The following is a 14312-nucleotide window of genomic DNA, read 5'->3' as shown; positions in this document are numbered from 1 at the left end:
GAACGTCATGACCGCCGCCGAACTCGACACACAGATGCGGCGGGACGCCGCCGACGGCGGAATACACACACCTCGGGTTGCCCGACCCGGTATGGAAGGGTTGATACACATGACGACGGACGCATCCGACGACTGGAAGCAGTGGCACGAGCTCCGCACCGAATCGGTCTCGGCGCCCTACGGGCCGCTCGCGCTGACCGGCACGCACTGGCTGGAGGACTATCCGGAGGGGCAACTTCCGGACATCCCGGGGAGCTGGGTGGCCGACGGTGACGTGGTCGTGCTCACCGCCGCCGAGGCGGACGGGCTGACCGTGGACGGGGAGCCCTTCAGCGGCGAGGTGCGGCTCGCCGCCGACCCGGGGCCGGTGACCGCGGCCAGGGTCGCACTGGGCGAGCGCCGGCTGGTCGTCCTGGTCCGCGAGGGCTCCTGGGGCGTACGGGACTTCGACCCCGACGCCGAGGCGCGGCACCGGTTCCAGGGCATCGAGGCCACCCCGTACGACCCGCGCTGGTCGGTGCCGGGGCGCTTCACGCCGTACGGCGAGGACCGGACCGTGCGCGTCGAGAACGCGGACGGGCGCGAGCGTGGGCTCGGCCTCGGTGGCGAGCTGGCCTTCACCCTCGACGGGCAGAAGCTCAGCCTTCAGGTGACGGTCGAGGGCGACGGCTCGCTGTGGGCGGTTTTCGCCGACACCACCAGTGGGGAGAGCAGCTACCGCTTCCGGTTCCTGCGCCCGGCCGCACCGGACGCCGAGGGTCGTACGACGGTCGACCTCAACCGTGCCCTGCTGCCTCCGTGCGCCTTCGCCGACCACTTCATCTGCCCCTTCCCGCCGCCCGGGAACAGGCTGGCCGTCGCGATTCCGGCGGGGGAGCGGAACCTGCTCTGACGCGGTGATCAACTCCCGGGGACTGTAGGTAAGTTGAAGACTGCACGGCCGAAAGGCGCCCTTGCGCCCGTCGGTCGTGCGGCCGAATACTCCCCCTCAGCGCTTGTCAGGGACACGGTGTGTTCGGGATCCGGACACACCGCTCCTGGCTGCGCCTCACGGGCCTCGACCCCACACGGGCCCCCGACTTCCCCTGGGAGGGAACGAAAAGTGAGGATCAAGCGCACCACCCCCAGAAGCGGACTCGCGAGACGGACCCGGCTGATCGCCGTGGCCACCGGATTCGTGGCCGCGGCCGCGTTCGCCGTCCCCACCGCGAACGCGAGTGACGTGCAGACGTTCAGCGCCACCCAGCTCAGCAGCGTCAAGGACTCCGTACTCAAGTCCGATGTCGCGGGCACCGCCTGGGCCGTCGACCCCAAGACGAACCGCGTGGTCGTCACCGTCGACAGCACGGTCTCCGACAGTGAGATCGCGCAGATCAAGAAGGACGCGGGCGGCAACGCCGCCGCCCTCACCATCAAGCACACCCCGGGTCAGTTCAAGCGGCTGATCACCGGTGGCGACGCCATCTACGGCGGCGCCTACCGCTGCTCGCTCGGCTTCAACGTGCACAGCGGGAGCACCTACTACTTCCTGACCGCGGGCCACTGCGGTGAGGTCGCCTCCACCTGGTACTCCAACTCCGGTCACACCACGACGCTGGGCACGAACGTCAGCTACAGCTTCCCGACCAACGACTTCGCGCTGGTGCGCTACACCAACAGCTCGATCGCCCACCCGAGCACGGTCGGCAGCCAGACCATCAGCAGCGCCGCCACGCCCAGCGTGGGCACGACCGTCTACCGTCGTGGCTCCACCACCGGCACGCACAGCGGCCGGGTCACGGCGCTGAACGCCACGGTCAACTACGGCAGCGGCGACATCGTCTACCAGATGATCCAGACCACGGTCTGCGCCGAGGGCGGCGACAGCGGCGGCCCGCTCTACGCGGGTACCGTGGCCTACGGTCTGACTTCCGGCGGCAGCGGCAACTGCACCTCCGGCGGTACGACCTTCTTCCAGCCGGTCGTCGAGGCGCTGAACTACTACGGCGTGAGCGTCGGCTGACGATCCCCTTCGGTCCGCAGCCAGCGGCAAGGTGAGCCCCCGCACGCAACTGCCGTGCGGGGGCTCGCCCTTGTCCGTATGCCGGAGTTACCGTCGAAGTGGCGAAGTGCAGGCGGCGATCCCCTGCGAGACGCCCACGTCGGACCCTGGGGGCCGTGATGGTCGAGGAGCTGGTGGCGGCGGGAGTGACGCTCGCGTCCGCCGGAGTGGTGTACGTGATGGCGGCCGCGCGAGTCGTCAAGCAGTACGAACGGGGTGTGGTGTTCCGGCTCGGCAGGCTCCGGCCCGAGGTGCGCGGGCCCGGGTTCACGATGATCGTGCCGTTCGTGGACAAGCTCCGCAAGGTCAACATGCAGATCGTGACGATGCCGGTGCCGGGCCAGGAGGGCATCACCCGGGACAACGTGACCGTGCGCGTGGACGCCGTCGTCTACTTCAAGGTGATCGGGCCGGCCGAAGCGGTCGTACGGGTCGAGGACTACCGTTTCGCGGTCGCGCAGATGGCGCAGACCTCGCTGCGGTCCATCATCGGCAAGAGCGAGCTGGACGACCTGCTGTCGGACCGGGAGAAGCTCAACCAGGGCCTGGAGCTGATGATCGACAGCCCGGCCGTGGAGTGGGGCGTCTCCATCGACCGGGTCGAGATCAAGGACGTGTCCCTGCCCGAGACCATGAAGCGCTCCATGGCCCGGCAGGCCGAGGCGGACCGGGAGCGGCGGGCCCGGGTCATCAACGCCGACGGCGAGCTCCAGGCGTCGAAGAAGCTCGCGGAGGCCGCGCAGCAGATGGCGGACACGCCCGCCGCGCTGCAACTGCGGCTGCTGCAGACGGTGGTGGCGGTCGCCGCCGAGAAGAACTCCACGCTCGTCCTGCCCTTCCCGGTGGAGCTGCTGCGCTTCCTGGAGAAGGCCCAGCAGCCGGTCCAGCAGCCGGTCCAGCAGCCGGTCCAACAACCGGTCCAACAACCGGTCCAACAACCGGTTCCGCAGCCGCCGCCCGTGGCGCAGCAGGCAGCGCGGCAACCGGTGCAGGAGCAACTTCCGCCCGTCGCACCCCGCTTGGATGTGGACTCCGAAGGGGTGAATTCAAGACAGGGCTAGACCTCACTGGCTGGTGATGGGTTACTCGCGCGTAGTGTTTGCAGTGCGAATCGTCCTGGGGTGATGGGGGCGGTCAAGGCCGAGGGGGCGCACGGGGGTTGCCGTATGCGCGTCCTGAAGTCGACCTTGTGCGCTCCCTGTGCGGTTCGGAAGAGTTGGCGCCCGTCAACCAGCCTTCCGGTCCGTCAGGCCCCCACAGCCTGCCGGGCCGACCCCCCACAGGAGGACGCGAGTTGAAGCACCGACGCATACCCAGGCGCCGTGCGGCCGTGGCAGGTGCGGTCATCACCGCGCTGGTCGCCACGGGAGTCGCCTTCCAGAGTGCGAACGCCAGCGAGCCCGCCAAGGCCTCCGCACCCCGGACCCTGTCGGCCGTGGCGGCCGGAAACCTCGCCTCGATGCTCGGCAAGGCCCTCGGCACCGACGCCGCGGGAACGTATTACGACGCGAACACCAAGAGCCTCGTGGTGAACGTGCTCGACGAGACCGCCGCCAAGACGGTCGAGGCGGCCGGCGCCAAGGCCAGAGTCGTCGAGAACTCCCTCGCCGAGCTGAAGAGCGCCCGGACGGCCCTCAAGGACGACGCGACCATCCCCGGCACCGCCTGGGTGACCGATCCACGCACCAACCAGGTCGTCGTCACCGCCGACCGCACCGTCTCCGACGCCGAGTGGGCCAAGCTCGGCAAGGTCGTCGACGGGCTCGGCTCCGTGGCCGAACTCAAGCGCAGTGAGGGGGAGTTCAAGCCCTTCATCGCCGGCGGCGACGCGATCACCGGGTCGGGCGGGCGCTGCTCGCTCGGCTTCAACGTGGTCAAGGGCGGCCAGCCGTACTTCATCACCGCGGGTCACTGCACCGAGGCCATCTCCACCTGGACGGACTCCAGCGGCACCACGATCGGCCAGAACGAGCAGTCCAGCTTCCCGGACAACGACTTCGGCCTGGTCAAGTACACCGCGGAGGTGGACCACCCGAGCGAGGTCGACCTCTACAACGGCTCCGCGCAGGCCATCACCAGGGCGGCCGACGCCACGGTCGGCGAGAAGGTGACCCGCAGCGGCTCGACGACCCAGGTGCACTCCGGCACGGTCACCGGCCTGGACGCCACCGTGAACTACGGCAACGGCGACATCGTCAACGGTCTCATCCAGACCGACGTCTGCGCCGAGCCCGGCGACAGCGGCGGCTCGCTCTTCGACGGCGACGCCGCGATCGGTCTCACCTCCGGCGGCAGCGGCGACTGCACCTCGGGCGGCGAGACCTTCTTCCAGCCGGTCACCGAGGCGCTGTCGGCCTTCGGCGCACAGATCGGCTGACGGCACCGGCCCGCCGGGGAAGCCGGAGAAGCTCAAGAAGCTCAAGAAGCTCAAGAAGCTCAAGAAGCCGAAGAAGCCGAAGAAGCCGAAGAAGTCCCGCCCCGCGCGCGAGGGGCGGGACTTCCGCATGTGCGGGGCGTACCCGGCGTTTGCGCAGGTGGGAGGGGTCCGAGCGGATGTCGTACACATGTTCGAGATTGGGGGTATGGTAGGGGTGAGGCAGTTGGGAACTAATGTTCGAGAGCCGGGCTGGGCTCACGAGTGCGGGAGGTGCGTGTGCCGGGCTTCACGCATCTGCGCACCGTCTCCGGGTTCTCCCTGCGCTACGGCGCCTCGCACCCGGAACGGCTGGCCGAGCGCGCCTCCGAGCGGGGCATGGACGCCCTCGCCCTCACCGACCGCGACACCCTCGCCGGTACGGTCCGCTTCGCCAAGGCCTGCGCGAAGGCGGGCATCCGCCCGCTGTTCGGCGTAGATCTGGCGGTCGAGGAGTCCGGGCCGGTGCGAGAGCCGGTACGGGAGGGCGAGTCCGTACGACCGGAAAGGCGCCGCGCCCCGGTGCGCGGCGGTGCCTTCATCGATGAGTCGACACCCCGGGTCACCTTCCTGGCCCGGGACGGCGCGGCCGGCTGGGCCGATCTCTGCAGGCTCGTCACGGCAGCGCAGGCCGGCGAGGGGGCACCGCTGCTGCCCCGGTCCGACAACCACGCCGACGGCCTGACCGTGCTGCTCGGCCCCGCCTCCGACGTCGGCCGCGCGCTCGCCGCGGGGCGCCCGGACCGCGCGGCCCGGCTCCTCGTTCCCTGGCGCGAGATCTACGGCGACGCCCTGCGCCTCGAAGCCGTCTGGCACGGCCGCCAGGGCACCGGCCCGGGCTCCCTGCGCCTGGCCGCCCGCACCGTCGGCTTCGCCGCCGAGCAGCGCGTACGCCCCGTGCTCAGCAATGCCGTCCGGTACGCCGACCCCGGCCAGGGCCCGGTCGCCGACGTCCTGGACGCCGCCCGCCGCCTGGTCCCGATCGACCCCGCCAAGGAGCTGGACTCCGGCGAGGCCTGGCTCAAGGGTGCCGACGCCATGCTCGAAGCGGCGGAACGGATCGTCGAGGCCGCGGGCTACCGGCGCGACACCGCCCACCGCCTGCTGGAGCAGACCCGGGCCACCGCCGCCGCGTGCCTGGTCGACCCCGAGGACGACCTCGGCATCGGCACCGTCCACTTCCCCGAGCCGCACCTCGTCGGCGCCGGCCGCCGCACCGCCCAGCGGGCGCTCGCCTCACGGGCGGCGGCCGGGATGGTGCTACGCGGCTACGACACCCGGCGCGCCTACTGGGAGCGGATGCACCAGGAGCTGGACATCATCGCCCACCACGGCTTCGCCTCCTACTTCCTGACGGTCGCCCAGGTCGTGGACGACGTACGGGACATGGGCATCCGGGTCGCCGCGCGCGGCTCCGGCGCGGGCTCCCTCGTCAACCACCTCCTCGGCATCGCGCACGCCGACCCCGTCGAACACGGGCTGCTGATGGAGCGCTTCCTGTCCAAGCGCCGGCTGGTCCTGCCCGACATCGACATCGACGTGGAGTCCGCGCGCCGGCTGGAGGTCTACCGCGCGATCATCGGCCGCTTCGGCGCCGAGCGGGTCGCGACGGTCGCCATGCCGGAGACGTACCGGGTGCGGCACGCCGTCCGTGACGTCGGGGCCGCGCTCTCCATGGACCCCGCCGAGATCGACCGCATCGCCAAGTCCTTCCCGCACATCCGCGCCCGCGACGCCCGCGCGGCGCTGGAGGAGCTGCCCGAACTCAGGGAACTGGCAGGCGAGAAGCAGAAGTACGGAAAGCTGTGGGAGCTGGTCGAGGCCCTCGACGCCCTCCCGCGCGGAGTCGCCATGCACCCCTGCGGAGTGCTCCTGTCCGACGCCTCGCTCCTGGCCCGTACGCCGGTCATGCCGACCAGCGGCGAGGGGTTCCCCATGTCCCAGTTCGACAAGGACGACGTCGAGGACCTCGGGCTGCTCAAGCTCGACGTGCTCGGGGTGCGGATGCAGTCGGCGATGGCGCACGCGGTCGCGGAGGTGGAGCGGGCGACAGGGGGGCGGCTCGACCTGGACTCCGTCCCGCCGGGCGACCCGGCGACATATCGACTCATCCGCTCCACCGAGACGTTGGGCTGCTTCCAGATCGAGTCGCCGGGCCAGCGGGACCTGGTCGGGCGGCTCCAGCCGGCCACCTTCCACGACCTGGTCGTCGACATCTCGCTCTTCCGGCCGGGGCCGGTCGCCGCCGACATGGTGCGGCCGTTCATCGAGGCACGGCACGGGCGGGCGACGATCCGGTATCCGCACCCGGACCTGGAAGGACCGCTGAAGGAGACGTACGGGGTCGTCGTCTTCCATGAGCAGATCATCGACATCGTCGACATCATGACCGGCTGCGGGCGCGGCGAGGCGGACCAGGTGCGGCGCGGGCTGTCCGACCCGGAGTCGCAGGGGCGGATCCGTTTCTGGTTCGCGCAGCACGCGGCGGCGAACGGATACGACGCGGAAACGATCCAGCGGACCTGGGAGATCGTCGAGGCCTTCGGCAGCTACGGCTTCTGCAAGGCGCATGCCGTCGCCTTCGCCGTACCGACGTACCAGTCGGCGTGGCTGAAGGCGCACCACCCGGCCGCCTTCTACGCCGGGCTGCTCACGCACGACCCGGGGATGTATCCGAAGCGGCTGCTGCTGGCGGACGCGCGGCGGCGCGGGGTGCCGATCCTGCCGTTGGACGTGAACAGGTCGGCGGTCGCACACCGTATCGAACTGGTGTCTGAATCTCCTGCTGCGTGGGGCCTGCGCCTCGCCCTCTCCGACGTGCACGGCATCAGCGAAGCCGAGGCGGCCCGGATCGCGGACGGGCAGCCGTACGCCTCGCTGCTCGACTTCTGGGAGCGGGCCCGGCCGAGCCGTCCGCTCGCTCAAAGACTGGCGCAGGTGGGCGCGTTGGACGCGTTCGGCGCCAACCGCCGTGATCTGCAACTGCACCTGACCGAGCTGCACCGGGGCGGGCGGGGTGCGGGCGGCGGTCAACTCCCGTTGGCGGGAGGATGCAAGACGGCCCCGGCCGGGCTGCCGGACCTGTCCGACGCGGAGCGCCTCAGCGCCGAGCTGGGCGTGCTGTCCATGGACACCTCGCGCAACCTGATGGACGACCACCGCGCGTTCCTCGACGAGCTGGGCGTGGTGTCGGCGCGACGGCTGCGCGATGCACGGCACGGTGAGACGGTCCTGGTCGCGGGCGCCAAGGCGGCGACCCAGACCCCACCGATCCGGTCCGGCAAGCGGGTCATCTTCAGCACGCTGGACGACGGCACGGGCCTGGTCGACCTCGCCTTCTTCGACGACTCCCACGACGCCTGCGCCCACACCGTCTTCCACTCCTGGCTGCTGCTGGTGCGCGGGGTGGTGCAGCGGCGCGGCCCGCGCAGCCTCAGCGTGGTGGGCGCCGCCGCCTGGAACCTCGCCGAACTGGTCGAACTGCGCGCCGAGGGCGGCCTCGACGTGGTCGCGGCGCGGCTGGCGGCACCTGTGCTTCACCAGGCGGAGGCCGATCCGGCGCAGGGCCGGACGATCCGTATGCCCACGGGGTACGAGATGCACCCCTGGGCCGATCTGCGTCCCGCGGGCGAAGGCCCGGCGGGTGGAAAGAAGTTGTGGCACCAGAGTCCGGGGAGTGCGGGATGACCATTCTCTGTGTACGTTTCCAGCTGCCTCCGATGTACGAGGCGGCCCTGCCTCAGCTGCTCGGGCTCCTCGAGGAGTTCACGCCCGTCGTCGAGGCGCTGCCTCCGGACGGTGCGCTCGTCGATCTGCGGGGCGCCGAACGGTACTTCGGGCGCGGCGCCGTCGAGCTGGCGTCGGTGATCCGGGTCCGCGCCCTCGCCCACCACGGCGTCGACTGCGTGATCGGCGCCGGACCGGGACCGATGCTGGCCCGGATGGCGCTGGCCGAGGCCGCCCCCGGGGTGACCTGTGCGGTCCCCGGCGATCCGGAGGCCGTCGCGGAGTTCCTCGCCGAGCGGCCCGTCGCCGCGCTGCCCGGCATCGGCACCGCGACCGCCCGCACCCTGTGCGAGTACGGCCTCGACACCCTCGGCCGGGCCGCCGCCGCACCCCTGTCCACGCTCCAGCGTCTGGTGGGCGCCAAGGCCGGCCGCGAACTGCACGAGAAGGCGAACGGCGTCGACCGCGGCCGGGTCGTACCGAACGCCGTCTCCCGCTCTCTGGCCGCCGAACGCCCCTTCACCCGCGACGAGCTGGACCCGGACCGGCACCGCCGCGCGCTGCTCTCGGCCGCCGGTGAACTGGGCGCTCGACTGCGCGCCCTGGGCAAGGTGTGCCGCACCCTCACCCTCACCGTGCGCTACGCCGACCTCCCCCGCTCTCGAACAGGCTCGAGCGGGGGGACCTCCATCTCGACGACCCGCAGCCGCACCCTCAAGGAGCCGACCGCGCACTCCGCCGCGCTGACGAAGACGGCGTACGGCATGTACGAGGCGCTCGGCCTCCAGCGGGCCCGCGTCCGTGCGGTCACCCTGCGCGCGGAGGGCCTCGGCCCCGCCGAACAGGCCTCCTACCAGCTCACCTTCGACCCCGCCGACGAGAAGATCCGCCGCATCGAGGAGGTCGCGGACCGCGCGCGGGCGAAGTTCGGGCCGAGGGCGGTGATGCCGGGGACGCTGGCCGCGTAGGACTCAGTGCGCCCACGGGGGAGCGATCCGTGTGCCGTCGGCCAGCTCCGCCTCCAGGCCGATGGACGTGGTGACCCAGGAGACCGCGGTCCGGTCCGCCGGGTTCTCGACGGCGAGCGTCGCTCCGGGGTTGATGATCACCGTGTCGCCGGCGGTGATGCGGTCGACGCGGCCGTCGAGCGTGATCAGGAGCTCGCCGTCGAGCAGATGGAAGATCTCCTCCCGGTTGACGGTGTGCGCGGGCGCCTTGGTCCCCGGCGGGATCTCACCTCGCCAGGCGCAGAGTTCCTTGCTGCCGGTGAGGGGAGTGGCGTACGAGACGAAACGGGCGCCGTGCAACTCGTGGGTGACGGCTTCGGACGAGCGGATGACGGGCATGGGTGCCGTGCCTCCAGTCGAAGATGGTCAAGCAGGTTGACTATATGGTCAAGCTGCTTGACCAATTCGTCAAGGGTGTTTCAATGCAGCGTGCAGAACTCCGAGGCCCTCGCCCTGACCGCCGTCCTGCTCGCCACCGCGGGCGACCTGACCAAGCGCATCAACGACGGTGTCGTCGCCCGCGGGTTCGAGGGGCGGCCCGCGTACGGCTTCGCCTTCGTCCGGCTCGCCCCGGACGGTGCGACGGTCACCGAGCTCGCCGCCCATCTCGGGGTGACGAAGCAGGCCGCGAGCCAGCTCGTCGACGAGATCGTGCGCAAGGGGTACGCCGAGCGGCGGCCGCATCCCGGTGATGCGCGGGCCCGGCTCGTCGTGCTGACCGAGCGGGGGTGGGCCTGTACCCGTGCGGCGGAGGAGGCGGCCGCCGAGGTCGTGGCGGGGTGGGTCGAGCTGCTCGGTGAGGGTGAAGTGGGCGTGTTGCGTGACCACTTGGCGCGCATCGCGCCCTACGGTCGCATCAGGCCCGCCTGGTGATGCTTTGTCCGCCCCGCCCCGACCCTGCCAGTTATCACTGGAATTTTTTACTGACGCGTAACTTCACACCTGAGCTACTCGCTCGTAACTTGACGAATGAACAGCATCCTCGTGATCCGGATCACAGGGCGTAAGGCCGTCGCAACTCCCTTGAGCCGCAAGGAGATCACACGATGCTGCCCTGGAAGCGAGTGCTCAGACCGCTGGTCGCGCTGCTGCTGACCGCCGCGGTCGCCGCCGTCCCCGCCACCGCCGCCCACGCGGCCGCGACCTCGTCGAGTGGCTGGAACGACTACTCCTGCAAGCCGTCCGCCGCCCACCCCCGCCCCGTCGTCCTGGTCCACGGGACCTTCGCCAACTCCGTCGACAACTGGCTGTCCCTCGCCCCGTACCTCGAGGACCGCGACTACTGCGTCTTCTCCCTCGACTACGGCGAGCTGCCGGGCGTCCCCTTCTTCCACGCCCTCGGTCCCATCGACAAGTCGGCCGAGCAGCTGTCCGCCTTCGTCGACAAGGTGCTCGCCGCGACCGGCGCCGCCAAGGCCGACCTGGTCGGCCACTCGCAGGGCGGCATGATGCCCCGCTACTACCTGAAGTTCCTCGGCGGAGCCGCCAAGGTGAACGCCCTCGTCGGCATCGCACCCAACAACCACGGCACCACCCTCAGCGGGCTCACCAACCTGCTGCCGTACTTCCCGGGCGCCGAGGACCTGCTCACCCTGGCCACCCCCGCGCTCGCCCAGCAGATCGTCGGGTCCGACTTCATGACCAAGCTCAACGCGGGCGGCGACACCGTGCCCGGCGTCCACTACACGGTCATCGCCAGCAAGTACGACGAGGTCGTCACCCCGTATCGGACCCAGTTCCTGAGCGGGTCCGACGTGAAGAACGTCCTGATCCAGGACCTGTGCCCGCTCGACCTGTCCGAGCACGTACTCCTCGGACTGACCGACCGGATCGCCTTCCACGAGGTGGCGAACGCCCTCGACCCGGCGCACGCCACCGCGACCACCTGTGCGTCGGTGCTGAGCTGACCACCGCCGGGGCCTGTCCGGCCTGAGCCGCCGGTCAGGCCCCGGAGCCTCATTCGCTGCCGCCGCCCGTCGCACGCCGCCGCACCGACGCGAACAGCACCGCCGCCCCGAGCGCCAGCGCGGCCGCGCCGCCGACGGCGAGATACGGGGTGCTGCCGTCACCGCCGGTCTCGGCCAGGTTCTCGGTCGCGCCGGCCGCCTTCGGCTCATTGGCGGCAACGGCCTCCGCGGTCGGTTCCGTGCTCGGCTCCGCCGACGTACTGGCGTCGTCGTCCCCATGGCCGTGGTGCTCGATCGTCGACTTGTCGGCACCGTCCTCGATCTGCTGCTCGGAGGGCGCGGAGGCGGAGGCGGCCGGGGTTTCCGTCGCGACCGCCGCCTTGCAGGCATCCGACTTGGGGCTCTCGGGGCCCTCCGCGTAGCACTGCGAGACCCGGCTGACGGGGTCGCCCATCGAGCCGTGCGCGGCCGCGGGGGCGGCGGCGAGGGCGGTCAGGGCGAGCGGCGCCGTGCCCAGCGTGGCGGCGACGGCGAGCTTGCGGCGGCGAGCAGGCATGCGGGAACTCCTCGAAACGATCCTTGGCGCGGGCCGGATCCCATGGGGGTGATCAGCAAGCTAGCCGCAAAAAACCGTGGAATCGCCTGCTGGAGGCGGTCGAGGGAGATCCTTATGGTCGCTTTAAGGCAGGGCTAACCGAGCGATCAGAAAGGCGGTTTGAGGGGCATGGCGCGGCATAGAGTCGGTGGACATGGAACACCGTCAACTCGGCACCAGCGGACTGCGGATCAGCGAGATCACCTACGGAAACTGGCTCACCCACGGTGAGTCGATGGACCAGGACGCCGCCACCGCGTGCATCCGCACGGCCCTCGACTGCGGCATCACGACCTACGACACCGCGGACGTCTACGCGATGGGCGCCGCGGAGGAACTGCTGGGCGAGGCACTCAAGGGCACCCGGCGTGAATCCCTGGAGATCGCGACCAAGGTCTGCCTCCCCGTCGGCGAGGGCCCGAACGACCGGGGCCTGTCCCGCAAGCACATCATGGAGTCCTGCCATGCCTCGCTGCGCCGCCTGCGTACCGACTACGTCGACCTCTACCAGGCCCACCGCTTCGACGAGCGCACCCCTCTCGAAGAGACCCTGATCGCCTTCGACGACCTGGTCCGTCAGGGCAAGGTGCTCTACCTCGGCGTCTCCGAGTGGACGGCACCGCAGATCGGCGCGGCGCTCGCGCTCGCCCGCGAGCTCGGCCTGCGCAGCCGGTTCGTGTCCAACCAGGCGCAGTACAGCATGCTGTGGCGGGTGATCGAACCCGAGGTGGTCCCGCTGTGCGAGCGGGAGGGGCTCGGCCAGATCGCCTTCCAGCCGCTGGCCCAGGGCGTCCTCACCGGGAAGTACCGTCCCGGAGAGCAGCCACCCGAAGGCTCCCGTGCCGCCGCCGGGGGCCGCGCCCCCCGCTTCATCGGCCGGGTCCTCGGCGACGAACTGCTGCGGCGCGTGCAGGATCTGCTGCCGGTCGCCGAGTCCGCCGGGCTGAGCCCCGCCCAGCTGGCGATCGCCTGGACCCTGCAACGCCCCGGAGTCTCCACGGCCCTGATCGGCGCCACCCGCCCCGAGCAGGTGCGGGAGAACGCGGCCGCCGCCGGCGTACGCCTCTCCGACGAGGTCATGAAGGCCGTGGACGAGATCCTCGACCCCCTCGTCGACCGGGATCCGGCCAAGACCGCCCGCATGATGGACGTGCAGCCCGCCTGGTCCAAGGGGTGAGCGGACGGAGGCCGGGGTGGGAGTCCTGGGCAGAACTGGATACCGTGCGCGCATGACCGACGACGCGATCCGCCCGGCCGCAGCAGCCGACGTCCCCGCCGTGAAGGCCGTGACCGACGCGGCCTACCACCACTACATCGAGCGCATCGGCGTCGTGCCGCAGCCCATGGAGGCGGACCACGCGGCGAACGTGGCCGCGGGGCGCGTGTTCGTCGCGGGCGAGTCCCGGACCGGGAGGGTGATCGGCCTCGTCGTGCTGGAGGCGTACGAGGACCATCTCTTCCTCGACAGCATCGCCGTCCACCCCGACGCGCACGGCAAGGGGGTGGGGCGGCGACTGCTGGAGTTCGTGGACGCACACGCGCGTGCGCTGCGTCTACCCGAGGTCAGGCTCTACACCAACGCGATGATGTGGGAGAACCAGAAGATCTACCCGAAGTTCGGATACGAGGTCGTGGAACGCCGCGTCGACGGGCCCTACGACCGCATCCACTACCGCAAACGACTGATCTGACCGGCGCAGACGACCGGTCCGGTCAGCCGTCCGGCCACCAGGTGCGTGCGATGTCCTTGCGGACCTCCGGCCGCCCGGCGGGACGCTCGTCGGTCTCCTCGCGGAGCCGGCGGGCGTCCGTCTTCTTCAGGGGCTTCTGCACTGTCACGCGGCGCATGGCTGCCTCCTTCGAGCGTCTACCGAGTTCCGCGTTGTCACGGAGGTAGACCCTTGTCGCGAGAGTTCCTCATCGGCGCCCGTCTGTCAGTGGCCCGAGTCACGATTCGATTGTCAGTGGTGGGTGTCACGCTTGGCGCATGACGGATGAGACTGCTGACTTCACCGCTGCGACCTCGGCAAACATGGACTGGGACGCGGAGGCCGCCGCGTTCGACGACGAGCCGGATCACGGGCTGCGGGATCCGCAGGTGCGCTCCGCCTGGGCGCGACGGCTCCGCGACTGGCTGCCCGAGCGGGCGGGCGACCTGCTCGACCTCGGCTGCGGAACCGGCAGCCTGTCGCTCCTCGCCGCCGAACAGGGACACCGCGTCACCGGCGTCGACACGTCCCCGGCCATGGTCGCCCTCGCCCGCGAGAAACTCGCCGGACGTGACGCCGCGTTCCTCATCGGTGACGCGGCGGCACCGCCGGTGGGCGAGCAGCGCTTCGACACCGTGCTCGTACGGCACGTGCTGTGGACCCTGCCCGACCCCGGACGTGCCTTGCGGCACTGGCGGGACCTGCTGCGCCCCGGCGGCCGGCTCGTGCTGGTCGAGGGTGTGTGGGGCACCCTCAGCCCGGTCGGCATACCCGCCGACCGGCTCACGGCCCTCGTGACGCCGCTGGCCGAGGAGGTGCGCCTGGAGCGACTGTCGGACGAGGCGCTGCTGTGGGGGAAGGACGTGGCGGACGAGCGGTACGCGGTGGTGGCACTGACGTGAGCCGGGCGGACG

The 14312-nt window shown here is 70.9% G+C and carries 14 protein-coding genes; 11 read left to right on the top strand and 3 right to left on the bottom strand.

The genetic code is table 11. The features are described 5' to 3' along the window. The first annotated feature begins 109 nt into the window (after positions 1-109). The 6 genes from ABT114_RS20210 (at position 110) to ABT114_RS20185 (ending at position 9148) form a co-directional block, all read left to right on the top strand. The gene (locus tag ABT114_RS20210) at positions 110-892 is read left to right on the top strand and encodes a DUF1684 domain-containing protein (protein ID WP_351144227.1); all 783 of its coding nucleotides are present in this window, start codon (positions 110-112) and stop codon (positions 890-892) included. 210 nt (positions 893-1102) lie between these two features. After that, positions 1103-2002, top strand: a complete 900-nt coding sequence (locus ABT114_RS20205) for a S1 family peptidase (protein WP_351144171.1) — start codon at positions 1103-1105, stop codon at positions 2000-2002. Between the two features lie 158 nt (positions 2003-2160). Then, positions 2161-3102: a slipin family protein gene (locus tag ABT114_RS20200; protein ID WP_351144226.1), complete on the top strand. Its 942-nt coding sequence runs from the start codon at positions 2161-2163 to the stop codon at positions 3100-3102. A gap of 233 nt (positions 3103-3335) precedes the next feature. Continuing rightward, the gene (locus ABT114_RS20195; protein ID WP_351144170.1) at positions 3336-4418 is read left to right on the top strand and encodes a S1 family peptidase; all 1083 of its coding nucleotides are present in this window, start codon (positions 3336-3338) and stop codon (positions 4416-4418) included. A gap of 276 nt (positions 4419-4694) precedes the next feature. Next, the gene (locus tag ABT114_RS20190; RefSeq protein ID WP_351144169.1) at positions 4695-8141 is read left to right on the top strand and encodes a DNA polymerase III subunit alpha; all 3447 of its coding nucleotides are present in this window, start codon (positions 4695-4697) and stop codon (positions 8139-8141) included. Continuing rightward, positions 8138-9148: a DNA polymerase Y family protein gene (locus tag ABT114_RS20185; RefSeq protein ID WP_351144168.1), complete on the top strand. Its 1011-nt coding sequence runs from the start codon at positions 8138-8140 to the stop codon at positions 9146-9148. The genes ABT114_RS20190 and ABT114_RS20185 overlap by 4 nt, the downstream gene beginning before the upstream one ends. Before the next feature lie 3 nt (positions 9149-9151). Here ABT114_RS20185 and ABT114_RS20180 read toward each other — a convergent pair whose 3' ends face one another. After that, entirely contained in the window at positions 9152-9526 is a 375-nt protein-coding gene (locus tag ABT114_RS20180; RefSeq protein WP_351144167.1) for a cupin domain-containing protein, read from the bottom strand. Positions 9527-9616: 90 nt separating this feature from the next. Here ABT114_RS20180 and ABT114_RS20175 point away from each other — a divergent pair, with 90 nt between their 5' ends. Beyond that, complete coding sequence (locus tag ABT114_RS20175) at positions 9617-10060, top strand: MarR family winged helix-turn-helix transcriptional regulator (RefSeq protein WP_351144166.1); 444 nt, start codon at positions 9617-9619, stop codon at positions 10058-10060. A 173-nt stretch (positions 10061-10233) separates the two neighbouring features. Further along, complete coding sequence (locus ABT114_RS20170; protein ID WP_351144165.1) at positions 10234-11094, top strand: esterase/lipase family protein; 861 nt, start codon at positions 10234-10236, stop codon at positions 11092-11094. 49 nt (positions 11095-11143) lie between these two features. On the opposite strand, the gene ABT114_RS20165 is transcribed toward ABT114_RS20170, so the two are convergent. Continuing rightward, positions 11144-11650 (bottom strand): lytic polysaccharide monooxygenase, encoded by a 507-nt coding sequence (locus tag ABT114_RS20165; RefSeq protein WP_351144164.1) that lies wholly within the window; start codon positions 11648-11650, stop codon positions 11144-11146. A gap of 193 nt (positions 11651-11843) precedes the next feature. Here ABT114_RS20165 and ABT114_RS20160 point away from each other — a divergent pair, with 193 nt between their 5' ends. Further along, positions 11844-12866 (top strand): aldo/keto reductase family protein, encoded by a 1023-nt coding sequence (locus tag ABT114_RS20160; RefSeq protein WP_351144163.1) that lies wholly within the window; start codon positions 11844-11846, stop codon positions 12864-12866. Positions 12867-12918: 52 nt separating this feature from the next. Continuing rightward, a complete protein-coding gene (locus ABT114_RS20155) occupies positions 12919-13380 on the top strand; it encodes a GNAT family N-acetyltransferase (protein ID WP_351144162.1) in 462 nt (153 codons plus the stop codon). A gap of 22 nt (positions 13381-13402) precedes the next feature. Here ABT114_RS20155 and ABT114_RS20150 read toward each other — a convergent pair whose 3' ends face one another. Further along, positions 13403-13537, bottom strand: coding sequence for a hypothetical protein (locus ABT114_RS20150; RefSeq protein ID WP_351144161.1), 135 nt, complete (start codon positions 13535-13537; stop codon positions 13403-13405). Positions 13538-13676: 139 nt separating this feature from the next. Between ABT114_RS20150 and ABT114_RS20145 the strand changes: the two genes are divergently transcribed. Beyond that, positions 13677-14300, top strand: coding sequence for a class I SAM-dependent methyltransferase (locus ABT114_RS20145; RefSeq protein ID WP_351144160.1), 624 nt, complete (start codon positions 13677-13679; stop codon positions 14298-14300). Positions 14301-14312 lie beyond the last annotated feature (12 nt).

Source organism: Streptomyces sp. NPDC002088 (genome assembly GCF_040296605.1).
Taxonomy (GTDB): Bacteria; Actinomycetota; Actinomycetes; order Streptomycetales; family Streptomycetaceae; genus Streptomyces.
This window is presented reverse-complemented; position numbering and strand designations above follow the sequence as displayed.